Origin of the sequence: Rhizobium sp. 18055, assembly GCF_902706285.1 — a bacterium.
Classification (GTDB): Bacteria; Pseudomonadota; Alphaproteobacteria; order Rhizobiales; family Rhizobiaceae; genus Rhizobium.
Genome location: NZ_CACSKD010000006.1, coordinates 216710 through 230018, shown reverse-complemented (window position 1 = coordinate 230018; position 13309 = coordinate 216710). Strand labels below are relative to the sequence as shown.

The 13309-nt window shown below is 63.5% G+C and carries 9 protein-coding genes; 3 read left to right on the top strand and 6 right to left on the bottom strand.

Translation table 11 applies throughout. The annotated features are described in order from the left end of the window. Position 1 precedes the first annotated feature (1 nt). Positions 2-1285 carry an FAD-binding oxidoreductase gene (locus GVL52_RS13420; RefSeq protein ID WP_160007814.1) on the bottom strand — a complete coding sequence of 428 codons (1284 nt, stop codon included), beginning with the start codon at positions 1283-1285 and terminating at the stop codon, positions 2-4. Between the two features lie 25 nt (positions 1286-1310). Then, a complete protein-coding gene (locus GVL52_RS13415; RefSeq protein WP_160007812.1) occupies positions 1311-2741 on the bottom strand; it encodes a VOC family protein in 1431 nt (476 codons plus the stop codon). Positions 2742-2825: 84 nt separating this feature from the next. Here GVL52_RS13415 and GVL52_RS13410 point away from each other — a divergent pair, with 84 nt between their 5' ends. From GVL52_RS13410 to GVL52_RS13400, 3 genes are all read left to right on the top strand, one after another. Further along, the gene (locus GVL52_RS13410) at positions 2826-3722 is read left to right on the top strand and encodes a LysR family transcriptional regulator (protein ID WP_200847814.1); all 897 of its coding nucleotides are present in this window, start codon (positions 2826-2828) and stop codon (positions 3720-3722) included. 73 nt (positions 3723-3795) lie between these two features. Beyond that, entirely contained in the window at positions 3796-4032 is a 237-nt protein-coding gene (locus GVL52_RS13405; RefSeq protein WP_160007808.1) for an Lrp/AsnC ligand binding domain-containing protein, read from the top strand. Between the two features lie 139 nt (positions 4033-4171). After that, positions 4172-5353 (top strand): glycosyltransferase family 4 protein, encoded by a 1182-nt coding sequence (locus tag GVL52_RS13400; RefSeq protein ID WP_160007806.1) that lies wholly within the window; start codon positions 4172-4174, stop codon positions 5351-5353. A 118-nt stretch (positions 5354-5471) separates the two neighbouring features. Here the strand turns inward: GVL52_RS13400 and GVL52_RS13395 are convergent, their stop codons facing one another. The 4 genes from GVL52_RS13395 to GVL52_RS13380 form a co-directional block, all read right to left on the bottom strand. Then, on the bottom strand, positions 5472-8843 hold the full coding sequence (locus tag GVL52_RS13395) for an alpha/beta fold hydrolase (protein WP_160007804.1): 3372 nt from the start codon (positions 8841-8843) through the stop codon (positions 5472-5474). A gap of 91 nt (positions 8844-8934) precedes the next feature. After that, entirely contained in the window at positions 8935-11409 is a 2475-nt protein-coding gene (locus GVL52_RS13390) for a glycoside hydrolase family 2 protein (RefSeq protein WP_160007802.1), read from the bottom strand. 16 nt (positions 11410-11425) lie between these two features. Then, positions 11426-12406 (bottom strand): DUF1839 family protein, encoded by a 981-nt coding sequence (locus GVL52_RS13385; RefSeq protein ID WP_200847817.1) that lies wholly within the window; start codon positions 12404-12406, stop codon positions 11426-11428. Continuing rightward, a complete protein-coding gene (locus tag GVL52_RS13380; RefSeq protein ID WP_160007798.1) occupies positions 12397-13305 on the bottom strand; it encodes an amino acid--[acyl-carrier-protein] ligase in 909 nt (302 codons plus the stop codon). The genes GVL52_RS13385 and GVL52_RS13380 overlap by 10 nt, the downstream gene beginning before the upstream one ends. Between the last annotated feature and the right edge of the window lie 4 nt (positions 13306-13309).

Sequence of the window (13309 nt, the reverse complement as noted above, 5' to 3'; positions counted from 1 at the left end):
CTTAAAAGCGGGCATCGGCGAAGTGGGCGACCTGGGCGCCGGCTTCGTACCATAGTTCCTTGACGGCGCGGAAGCTGGGCTCGACGGCTGTCGTCAGCGGCAGCGGCAGATCGGCTTCGCTCATCTCGCCAAGGATATGGCGGGCAAGCGTGCGGCCGAACACCGTTCCGGGTGCAATACCGCGGCCATTGTAGCCCGAGAAGCCGACGACGTTGTCGGCAAATTTGTGGAAGCGTGGCAGCGCATTGTCGGTCATGCCGATCTTGCCGTACCACTCGCATTCGAATTCGACATCGCCAAGCTGCGGGAACAGCTTTTTCAGCGAACGCTTGGCCCAGCCCTTGTGCACCGAAAGCCCGGTGTTGCGCAGCGCCCCGACGCTGCCGAACACCAGCCGACCGGCCTGGTCCATGCGATAGGAGGAGAGGATTTCCTTGGTGTCCCAGACGCCCTCGCGGCCGGCAAGGATCGACTTGCGCAGATTGTCGCTGAGCGGCCTGGTCGCCAGGTTGAAATAGGGCAGATGCACCTGCTCGGTCCGCACCTGTTCCCATGGGCCGGTGCTGTAGGCATCGGTCGCGACGACGATCCAGTCGGCGGTGACCGAGCCCTTCGCGGTCTTCACCGTCCAGCGCTTGCCGCTCTTCTCGGTCGAGACGACAGAGCTTCCCGTGTGCAGCGACACGCCTGCCTTGACGGCGGCATGTGCCAGCCCACGGGCATAGGCGAGCGGCTGCAGCGTGCCGGCGCGCATGTCGAGCAGCGATCCGGTATAGGCATGGCTGCCGACCCGGCGCGCGGTCTCTGCCGCATCGAGCAGCGTCACCGGGGCGCCACGGGCCGCCCATTGCTGGGCGCGATCGGTGATCTCCTTCAGGCCATTGGTGCCAACCGCCACATGCAGCGTGCCATTGCGCTCGAGCTCGCAGGCGATGCCGTGCCTGTCGATCAGCTCCATCACCAGGCTCGGCGCATTGCCGAGCAGGTCGAGCAGGCGCTCGCCATGGACGGGGCCGAGAACGCCGGGCAGATCGTTGGGCATCACCCACATGCCGGCATTGATCAGCCCGACATTGCGCCCCGCGCCGCCAAAGCCGACCTCGTTGGCCTCAAGCAAAACCACCTTTTTCCCGGCTTCCGCCAGATGCAGGCTGGACGACAGCCCGGTATACCCGCCACCGACGACCACGACATCGGCCGTCACCGCGCCTTCAAGAGGAGAGGTCGCGGGCGGCTGCGGTGCTGTCTTTTCCCAGAGGCCGTGGGAGCGCGGATCATTGAGCATCGATCAGGTCCATTCGTCGATCAGGTCAGGCCACGGTCTTCAGCTGCAGGCCGGCAAGCCTCAGCAGCTCGATCGCCGTTTCCAGCGAGCGTGCCTGACGCTCCGCATAAAGGTCAAGCTCATCGGTAACCACGGCGCCAAGCGCCGCTTCGAACGCCGCCCGGTTCGAGCGCGTCGCATAATTCTGCTGCTGGTCGGTGCCGAGATTGGACTGGAAGATACCGGCCGCACTGACCGGCAGAAAATCTTCGTAGACGATCGGATCGAACACCAGATAGCCGCACTCGATCAGCTGATCGGCATCGTCGGGAAGCGTCTCGCTGACGGCAGCGGCAATCCCCTCGGGCGTTACCGAATAGTGGAAGAAGGCCAGCGCCTGCTGGCGCAATTCCGCCCAGCTGTCCGGCAGTTCGCGAAACCGCTCGGAGAGTTCGCTGCCGTAATCACCGGCCTTGGCACCGCCGGCGCCGACCTGCACCTCGCCACGAACCGACGCCAGAAGCCGGTCGTAGAGCGCCCGCCCCTTGGCCGTCAGCGCCACGCCGCGCTGTTCGATCTCGCCGAACCGGGCCGTGTGCGTGCCCTTGACAGCACTCGTGTCGCCGGCAAAGGCAATCGCCTCTTCCAGCGCCTTGAAGCTGGTCTGGCGCAGCAGGATGTCGCAGTCACGGCGCGGCGGGCCTTCGATGACCGCCTTCGGCGTGATCCCGCGCTCCGGCATACGCGCCTGCACGGCATCGATATCGAGCGTGCGCGGCGTCAAATGGTTGATGTGCGGACCCTTGAAGCTGACGACATCGGCGATCAGCCGGTGCGCGTCGTGCAGCCGCTTGTAGGTCTCGGCGCTGACGGTGGCCTCGCCATGCCAACGAAACGTCTCCAGCGCCTCAGCCACGAACTCTGCAGCCTCGGCCTCGCTCAGCCCGCCGACCTGCTCGTGGCGCTCGATCAGCGCGATGGCGCGCTCGGTATAGATCCGGCGCCTAGACAGGATATCGGCGGCTTCCGCCCTCAGCGCCTCGTCCTCGATCAGCTCCAGCCGTAGCAGCGAGGTGAAGACCCGAAACGGGTTGATGCCGAGCGCCGCCTGGTCGATCGGCCGGAAACAGGTGGAATGAACAGGCACGCCGGCCACCGACAGATCGTAATAGCCGACCGACTGCATGCCCATGACGGCAAACAGCCGGCGAATGGTCGAGAGTTCCTCCGCCGTGCCGAGACGGATGGCGCCGTGGCGCTCGACATCGATGCGCTCCAGCTCACCGGCGCGTGTCAGGCGATTGCGAAGCTCGGGGTTTGTGGCCAGCACCTCGGCATTGACGTCGGCGACCAGTTCAAGCAGCGTTCCGTACTGCGGCACCTCGGCGCGATACATCTGCGACATCGCTTCCGTGAACAACGAGCGGATGCGGTCTGTGGAAACGAAGCCTGTCATGTTAGGAAACCCCACGTTCATTCCATTTTTGATTGTTGACGCTATTTACAAGCGCAGGGAAGCCATAAATATCGACATTTCGGAAATAGCTCATTCTGAAATGGAATGACCATGCTGCCATCACGGCGTTTTCTACCGTCCACTTCGCTGCTCGCTGCCTTCGAGGCGGTGGCGCGCACCGGCAGCGTCACCGCGGCTGCCAGCGAACTCGACCTGACGCAGAGCGCCGTCAGCCGCCAGATCAAGGCGCTGGAGGAGCAGCTCGGCGTCGAACTGTTCATCCGCGAGCGCCAGACGGTGCGGCTGACGCTGGCCGGCGACAGCTATGCCCGCGAGATCCGCGAGGCGCTGAGGCGCATCTCCAGCGCCTCGCTGAACCTGCGCGCCAATCCGCATGGCGGCACGCTCAACCTGGCGATCCTGCCCACCTTCGGCACCCGCTGGCTGGCGCCGCGTCTCGGGCGGTTTCTCGCCGCCAATCCCGGCGTGACAATCAATCTCGTCACCCGGCTCTCCTCCTTCGATTTCCGCCTCGATTCGATCGACGCCGCCATCCATTTCGGCCATCCGCACTGGCCGGGCGCCGAACTGACCTTCCTGATGTCGGAAAAGACCGTGCCCGCCTGCAGCCCGGAATTTCGCGACAGCCACGCGATCAGCGCGCCGTCCGACCTCGTCGACGTGCCGCTGCTGCACCTCACCACCCGGCCCGACGCCTGGGAGCAATGGTTTGCCGATAACGACGTGGCGCTGCAGAACGTCCATGGCATGCTGTTCGACCAGTTTGCGACCGCAGCACAGGCAGCGACGGCCGGCCTCGGCGTCGCACTACTGCCGACCTTCCTGATCCAGGACGAGTTGAAACGCGGCTATCTGGTGGCCGCCGTCGATCGCGAGATGGAGAGCAAGGAGCGCTACTATCTGGCCTATCCGGCCGAGCGCGCCGACTATGCGCCGCTGTCGGCCTTTCGCGACTGGATCGTCCGCGAAGCCGCCGGATGAGAGAACGGCTTGCGCCCGACCGGTGCTTTCGAGCATTATGCCGGCCAAACAGAATTCCATGCAGGAAACTCCCATGAAGCCGATTTTCGTCCAGCTCCAATGCGCCCCCGGCAAGACCTACGAGGTTGCCGACGCCATCTACAAGACCGAACGCGCCTCGGAGCTCTATTCGACCAGCGGCGATTACGACCTGCTGCTGAAGGTCTATATCCAGGAGGGCGAGGACATCGGCAAATTCGTTAACGACGAAATCGCCAGCATTCCCGGGATCGTCCGCTCGCTGACGACGCTGACCTTCCGGGCATTCTGATCCGACGTGACGGTCGGTTAACTCTTCCACACGGCAGATCTTTGCGGATTGAGAGATTTAACGCGCCCTTAAGCCCGGCGGTCGTCTTGTTACGTCGGTACAAGCTGCGACCGCCCCCGCGTGGCCCGAAGGATCTGTGATGTCTGCTGCCGAAATCTACGTCCATGACGCCGAGCCGTCTGCCGCGTCATCACCGTTGATCGTCCACGTCATCCGCCAGTTCCTGCCCAATCGCGGCGGGCTCGAGGACGTGGTCGCCAATCTGGCCCGCCAGACACTCGATCGCGGCTACCGCGTTCGCGTCGTGACCCTGGATTCGCTGTTTACCGCCCGCGACAAGACGCTGCCGCACCGCGAAACCATCAACGGCATCGACATCGTCCGCATTCCCTGGTCGGGCAGCACGCGCTATCCGATTGCCCCGCAGGTGTTTCGCCACCTTGGCGATGCCGATCTCGTTCATGTGCACGCCATCGATTTCTTCTTCGATGCGCTCGCCTGGGGCCGCTTGCTGCATCGCAAGCCCATGGTGGTGACCACCCATGGCGGCTTCTTCCACACAACAAAGCATGCGGCGATCAAGAAGGTCTGGTTCCGGACCATCACCCGGGTCTCGGCCATGGCCTACGACAAGGTCATCGGCTGCAGTCTGTCCGATCTCCGGCAGTTCTCGCAGATCGCTCCCACCCACACCATCGCCATCGAAAACGGCGCCGACATCGGCAAGTTCGCCGACCGCGCCTCGCGCACCGCCAGGCGCCGGATCGTCACCATCGGCCGGTTTTCGGTGAACAAGCGGCTGGAGAAGCTGATCGATGCGATGGCGGTTCTGAGCGCCCGCGATCCCGAATGGCATCTCGATATTGCCGGCGTCGAATCCGATCTGACCAGACAGGATCTGATGGATCAGATCGACAGGCTGAAGCTTGGCGACGCCGTCACCGTCCATATCGGCGCAGACAATCAGGCGATCGGCAGGATCATCGCCGACGCTTCGATCTTCGCCTCGGCATCGTCCTACGAAGGCTTCGGGCTGGTGGCGCTCGAAGCCATGAGCGCCGGCCTGTTGCCGGTACTGAACAACAACGCGGCCTATACGACGCTCGCCGAGCGCCACGGAGAGATCGTGCTCGCCGATTTCAGCGATACGGCATCGGCGGCGGACGCGATCGAAACCGCCCATGCACGCCTCGACGCGCAGGGCCCGGCCATCAGGGCCGCGCTTCTGGCCGATGCCCGCGCCTATTCCTGGGATGTCGTCGCGGAGCGCTATGTCGCCGTCTACGACACGATCATCGGCACCCGGCAGAAAGCCGGCTAACGGCTCCGACCTGCCCGGCACGGTCGAGCGGCTCAAACGGAAATCGACATGACAACGACGATCGGGCGCACATTCGGCCCGACCGGAAGCACGCCATTGGCCGCCTGATCTGTGTCGATCAGGCCTTTGCCAGCCGAACGATTTCCGCAAACACGGTCCTGCGCGACTGCGGCGGCGTCAGATTGTGATCGGCATCCGGCAGCATCACCAGCCGGACATTCGGATGGCGCGCGAACTTGCGGCCACCGGGGCCGAAGTGGAAATACATGTGCTCCAGCCCGACATCGCCCTCGCTATAGATCAGCGTCAGCGGCACCTTGCGCTTACCCACACTCGAAAATGACTTCCGGACTTCGGTGGCGGTATGGCGACGGCTCGGCAGATATTCCAGCAGCGGCGCGATGCGCACCGACATGCGCCGCGTGAAGGCGATGGTAACGTTGCGCGCTGCCGCCACGACATCGATGTCGCCCTTCAGCAGCCGCTTGAACGTGGCAAGGCTGGAAAGCCGCTGCCCATAATCCTCGAAGCTGCGCGGCACCGAGACCACATGCTTGTTCTCGACCGGCTGGTTCGGATCCCAGTAGTAGACGAAGGGATTGATCGAGACGGCAGCCTTGACCCTCTCGTCATCGACGGCCGAGCGAAGGGCGAGATAGCCGCCGCTGCAGCGACCGGCGACCATCAGCGGCCCCGGCACGAGGCCTTCGAGCAGATCGATCGCGGCCCGCGCATCTTCGTTCTGGGTAGCGGAATAGAGGATCTGTTCGGGCGCATCGGGACGCGGCGTGCTGTCGCCGGCATTGGCGGAATCAAAGCGCAGCGAGGCCACGCCCTCCCGCGCCAGCCCGCGCGCCATGTCGACGATCGTGCGGCCCCAGCCGGATTGGCGGTCATAGGCTGTCGACAGGAACAGCACGGCATTGCCGCTTGGCAAGCCGACCGGCCGGCAGACGATCCCGACCAGATGATTGAACGCACCGAAGCGTACCGGCACCTCTTCGAACCCGTCGCCGACGATCGATTGCGCCTCGATTGCGGTCACCGAAGGAACCGCGGATGGGTCCGCCGACGTATTTGCATCCACCCATTCGGCCAGCGCCTGGACGGTCGCCATCGGCGTCCTGGAAAAAACAGGGTCCGACACCAGCTTGTCGTAACCCTCGAAGGTCCGTTGATCGACCTCGGCGCCCAGCGCCCTGAGATTGTCGGCGAATGTCGTGTCGTCGGCGCGCTCTGGCCGTTCGAGGATGAGATAACGGCGAGCGGCGGCAGCGTCGGGCGCGGCGATCTTCAGCTTCGAAAGCTCGGCTGCGATGCCAGCCGGCATTTCCAGCCCGGCAATCACATGCTTGCCCTCAGGAACAGCATTCTCGCCAAGCCCGAGGTGATAATTGATGAACTTCGACCATGCGCTGAGTTCGCGCAGATAGGCGCGGCCGTTCAGCACCGGCCCCAGCATGGCAATCGCATCGACACCGCCGATCGACGGCGCCGTTCTCTGCGCCAGCGTGGCGCCAAGGCCCTGCGCGACGATCACGATGCGTGCGCAGCCGCTGAGGCTCTTCAGTCGCGCGGCGGCGCGGCGAATGGCGTCTTCCCAGACAGCGAGGCCGACGGGGTCATTGCCGAGATCAAGCGCATCACCGGTGCCGGGATAATCGAAACGCAGGCTCGGCACGCCGAGATCGGCGAAATGTTCGGCCGCCACGCGGAAGAACCGCCGGCTGCACATTTCCTCAAGACCCCACGGGTTGACGAAGAGAACCGCCGCAGAACGCTTCTGCGTGCCGAGGCTTTCCGGCTTGAACAGCCCGATCGTCGTGTCGAAGGCAAACGGCAGCGCCGCATCCCGGCCGGCACCCTCGGCCAGTTCGACTGCCAGTTCTGCTGTCAGTTCGGCTGCCGGTTCTGCAACCTGTGAAACGGCATACTGCTCGGCCAGCCGATCGTCTGCCCGGTCTTCGGCTCGATTTTGGGAATGGGAAGGAGCGACGAATTCGACGGCCCTTCTGGCAGAATTTCTCACCGATCCCGGCATCTTCGCAACGATAGACAACATAACCTCGGCATCCTCTGAAGGAATGGCCTTCAAAACCTTAAGCGCGACAATATAACCAGCACCTCCAGCGGCTATGGCGAGCAAAAGTCCAATAGAACCATTGATAAAATGTAAAATTGCGACGGCTATAATTGCGCATATCGCTGCCGCCACGAGCGTTTTCGAAAGACTTACATAGAGGCCCGACAGCTGCGAGCCAAAGCCCGTATAGCGAACCATGATGATGCACATCACCGTAAACACGCCGATGCGAACAAGTGCCGCACCCTCGGCGGCAAAATAGGGAATGACCGCCAGGCAGCCGATCGTCATCACCGCACCACCGACGATGCTGACCTTCAACCGGTCGCGCGCCCGATCCATCGACAGAAGATAGAGGCTGAGCGTCTGCATGAAGGTGTAGGACGGGGCCGCCAGCGCCAGCAGCGCCACCACGGTACCGCTGCGCCCGAAGGCCTCGCCGAACACCGCCGGCACCAGCTCGCTGGAGATCGCCGCCAGACCGAAACTCATCGGCAGGATGATATAGGCCATGCTGCGGGTCACCGCCGCAAACACCTCCACCGGCAGCGTACGATCATCGCTGCTGTGGCGCCGCTCTGAATAATAGGGCAGCAGACTGCCGGTCATCTGGATCGGCAGTTGCAGCGCGATATTGGCGATCGACAGGCCAACGGCATAAAAGCCGACCATCTCCACCGACCAGAACTGCTGGATGAAGAGAATCTCCAACCGGTTGAGGAAAATCGAATCGATCACGAACTGCGCCGACAGCACGACGGACGACGCCGCCAGATGCTTCAGCGGAATGCCGCAGCGGTCGCGCGGCGTCAAAAGGATCGGCAGGGTGGCAATGAAAAACACCATCTGCCCAAGCAGATAGCCGACCAGCACGCCCTCGACGCCATAAAACACCGCACCGACCCCAACGCCGATCAACTGCAGCACGCAGACGCCGGTGGCGAGCTTGAAGAAATCGGTCAGCCGGCGTTCGCCGATCAGGTAGAATTTGACGAAGGAGCCGATCGCCTGGACGAAAAACAGGGCCGCGGTGACATAGGCGACCGACGGTGCCGTTTCCGCCCAGTGCATCTCCTCCGACGTCAGGAAGAACAGCGCATAGAGACCCAGCAACACCAGCGTCGAGCACAGCATCACCGTCACCAGCAAGGAGGCGAAGCCCAGGCGTTGACGCGCGTCGAAACCCTCAGCCTGCAGCTGCGGCAGCGTCTTCGACAGCGTGATGGAAGAGCCGAGCTCGGCAATCGATGCGCCGGTAACGACGAGCCAGAGCGAAAAGGCGATGATGCCGTTGGCCTCGGGGCCGAGCAATCGCGCGGTGATGATGGAGGAAATGAAACCTGTCACCAGAAGCAGCATGCCCGCTGCTCCGTTCATCACAGAATTCGCAATAATTCCCTTCGACATGCCCTACCCGCTTTAGGTCGCTCCAAGCGGCCTATCTTAATGAAGAAGTCTTTCGAAATTGATTGTGCCTCACCTTTTGCGGGAGGCACGTTTAGAAGGCAAAGGACCGCAGACCACCGGGGATCAGCACCTCGCCGGTCGGCGCTTCCTGCCCGCCATTGCCGGACAGCGGGCGCAACAGAACGCGCTTGGCGCCACCCGGCGCCAGATGAAACCAGTCGTCGTCGGGCCGGTAGCCATTGACGCCGAAGTGGACGGATTGAACAAGCCTGTCCGTCGTCAGATCGGCAAACCAGTCGCCACCGTCCTGCACCAGCGACACCTGGATCTCTCCGTCTTGGGAGGCTTTGGAGCGGCCGAGCGGGAAATGGAAGGCATCGGCCACGACGGCACCGCCATCAGGCAGCCGCAGCCGTGCGACCGTCACGTCATGCGATGGCGGGCCGAAGCGGAAGGCATAGGTCGTGTCGAAGAAGGCGCCGAACAGATCCGTTGCCGCAAAGCTTTCCTTGCTCCGCGGCGCAAGCGTCAGGATGCGCCCACCGCTCACCACATGCTGCTTGCCGTTGCGCAAGCACACCACTTCGAGATCGAGCTGCAGGCTCAGTTCGCTCTCGTTGATCACATGCACGTCGAGACCGTTTGTGCCCTCGTCGGTCAGAAGCACCTGCACCGGCCGGAAGGCGCGGCGCATGGCGTACCAGATCGGCTTCGGCTCGCCGGTCGAGTCGATCACGCCCCAGCCGGCGCCGGGCAGCAGGTCCTGCAGCGTCCAGACCAGCGCGCCGTTGCAGCCGGACCCCTTGCGGCGCCACTCGGAAAACGTCGCTTCGACCACCTCGCCGCTGACGGCGCGCGACAGATCGAGATAGAGATCGCGGTTCTCGCGGCGCAGCGTCGCCGGATCGACATCGTAAAGCTCGGCCAGATAGAAATCGCGCACGTCCTCGAAATCCCACGAAGCACCGCGGTCGCGCGGCACGCGGGCTTTCCACAACGGGCTATGAACCGGCGGCACGTCGAGATGGCGCTGCAGCGTCCTTTGCTGCGGCACGTTGGCGAAGGCCAGGCTCTCGGCGGCAAACCGCACGTTGGCGCGGCGCGCATCGTCGAGCGGCCGCATATAGGCGCCGACGCCGTAATAATGCGTCACGCCCGCATTCGGCGAAAACGGCATGGCGCCGCCGGAGGGCGAATTGGGGATGTAAGGCACATCGGGCCTGACGCGGCCGGCAATCGCCGGAATGATCTCGTCGGTGATCGGCCCCGACCAGAAATCCTGCGGCAGGCCGAGCATCGCCGCCTGCTGCTGGATCTCGCTGCCGCCGCAGAGCAGGGCAAGCGAGGGCGAGCCCTGGACGCCGTGCAGGAATTCCTCGACCTCGGCATGGACATGCGCGGTAAACGCCTTGTCATTCCTGGGATAGTCGAAATTGGCAAACATGAAATCCTGCCAGACCAGCAGTCCGAGTTCGTCGCAAAGTTCGAAAAAATCAGGCGTCTCATAGGCCATCGTGCCGCCGATGCGGATCATGTTCATCCCCGCCTCGACCGCCAGCCGCAGGAACGGTTCATAATCCGCCCGCGTGCCGGGCAGCCGCACGATATCGGCCGTGGTCCACACGGCGCCACGGCAGAACACCCGTTCGCCATTGATCAGAAGCGCGAAGTCGTTGCCGTCGGCGCCCCGGTCAGCCTCGACGGTGCGAAAGCCGGTGCGGCCGATCGGATGCTCGACGCCATCGATAACCGCGGCATAGTCGTAGAGTTCAGGCGCACCATGCGTGTGCGGCCACCACGGCTTGACGTCCGGCAATCTCAGAATGGCGGAATAGTGCTGCTCGCCGACCTTCTCGAATGGCTGCTCGATGCCGCCGCAGCGAAGCGACAGCTCCGGCGCATCGGCATCGGTATGGAGCGATACGCTGAGCTTGCCGGTGCCATCGGCCTCGAGCACCGCCCGCACCGTGACATTGTCGAGCGACACGACATCGCGACGCACCAGCGTGATCGGTCGCCAGGGGCCGACCGCGTGAATCTCGGGGCACCAGCCGGGCATATGGCCGAGCAGCGTGGTGCGCACATTCTTCAGCCCCTGCGGGGTGATCATCTGCGGCCGCCAGCGGGCGCGCGGGCCGGTTTCGGCAATGCGCGGGCCCAGCGCCCGGAAGCACAGCGCCAGCTCGTCGCCACCAGACAGCGTCACCGGCACTTCGTGCAGAGTGAACATGCTCTCGGAGAAGAGGATTTCCTGACCGTTCAGGAACACATGGCAGAGCGTCGCAAGCCCCTCGAAGCGCAGGATCGCATCGCCCGGTTCCGCATCGAACAGCCGGCAAACATACCAGGCGTCCCGCGTATCGAGCGGCTCGGGGTTCTCGCGATCGAACAGCCCTACCTTTTCGAGCGCTGCGGCCACCGTGCCCGGCACCTCGGCGGCAATCATCTGCGCCGATAGCGGCAGGTCGTGCGGATTGGCGCAGGCGCCAGGCTCCGTCAGCACCAGGTTCCACCCTTCGCTGAGCAGCGTTTCCTCCGCCGCAATGCTCGCCAATCTCCCCCGCATGATCAGGCCTCCGGCTTCACAGACGCTCCGCGAGCGACGCCATCACGGCATCCCATGCATCGGCAGCCGGATCAAGCGCGGTCAGCAACGGCTCGAACTTCTTGCGGGTCACGGCACGCGCCAGCTGGAACTGAACAGACTTCGCCGCCTCGGACAGACGACGGGCATGTTCGGCGGCAGCGCCGAACTCGGTGCTGGAATGCCAGGTCAGATGATCGGCCAAAAGCTCGGCATTGGCACCGAACTGGCGCAGCGTGTTGAAGGCGTATTTGTGGAAGAAGCCGAACGGGCGCTCGGCAACCGCCTCCACCTGCTGCGGAAACACCGATGCGAAGGCGCGGATCGGGTTTGCGCGCGGCCGGCGGGCAAAATGCGAGGTCAGCAGCTGGCGCGAGACGGCGCGCGTCTGCGCTTCATCGGCAGGCCCCTCCGGGAACTTGGCAAATTCCGTATAGGGCAGGAACAGCGGGTCTTCGTCTGCGAGATGCAGCTGGAACAGCCCGTCGAAATCCTCGCCTTCAAGGGTGAAGAAGCCGCCATTGTGGAAATACTCGACGCGCTTGCCGGCAACATCCAGCCGGTTGATCGCAACCGTGGTCTTGCCGTGCTCCTGCCGGTAGGCAGTGCCCTGCGTGTCGGGCATATAGAAGGAATCCATCTCGATCAGGCAGAGACGCCCGCGCGAAATCTGCATCTCGATATGGCGTTCCACCTTGTCGAAGATCGCCAGCTCCGTGACCCGAATGCCGTAGAGCGCTTCCAGATCCTCCAGCGGCACCTTGAAGAAGGTGAACTGGTCGCCTTCGAAATCCTGCCCCAGCGTGAAGCCGAGCATGGCTTCAGGCGGCAGGCCGAGTGTCGATAGCACCTCGATCCACAGATCGATGTAGCAATTGGTCTCCGGCCACATGCGCTCCATGGAATGCAGCGCATGCGGGCAATAGCTGTCCGGGCGGATCGCCGGGAAGACGGATGACATCGATCCGCTCAGCCCCAAAGTGCCTGGCGAACCGAGGCAGGCCACAGCTTCACGTCGAGCCCGTGGTGATGGAACAGCGCCAGCGCGATGCGTTCCAGACCGAAGCCGACGCAGGCCGTAAACGCCACGCTGCCATCATCGAGGTTCAGGCCCCATTTCTGGCCGAACGAATCTTGGTGGAAGTTGAAGCTCATGCAGGCCGTCGGATTGGCCGTGGAGGTGATCGGGATCAGCAGCTCGAACTTCAGGTTCTGGTCACGCTGGTTGTTGACCATCATCTTGCCGGCGCGGCCGAAGAACGGGTCGTTGGCAACATCGATGGTGACGTCGAGGCCGACCAGCTTCATCATCTCAAGACCGCGATCCATCCAGTTCTGGCGGAAATCGGTAACGTGCTTCTCGGTGCCCATGCAGACATATTCGCGCATGCGGAACAGCTGCTGGCGGGCCGGATCGCGCGATGGCTCATGCCGGAAGCAATAGGACTGCAGATCGAACAGCGCACCGTCCTTCGGCAGGTTGCCGCGGCGGGCGACGGTCGGATAGAGCGGATAGCAGGCCGCCGGCGTCAGCACGATTTCGGTCGGCTTCTGGCCCTCGGTCCAGTCCTCGCCGACTTCCATGCACTGCAAAAGGTTCATGTGGTCGAGCTCGTTGCCGCAGAAGCTGTGGACGGTGCCGGCCAGCTGCGGGAAGCTCTTCATGTAGCCGCTCTTCTCGAAGATCTCGCGGTTCATGCCGGGCGGAAAGCGCATCGCTTCCGCACCATCCTGGCCGCCGAAACGGTCGATCAGGCGCTCGAAAGCGGCAATCACGTCTTCGAACTGGCCGCTGCGGCCATAAAGGCCGTCAACACCCATGTCGATCAGAAGGCCGGATTCGAAAAGCCGGTCCAGAAAGGAGGTCTGCATATCCATGTGA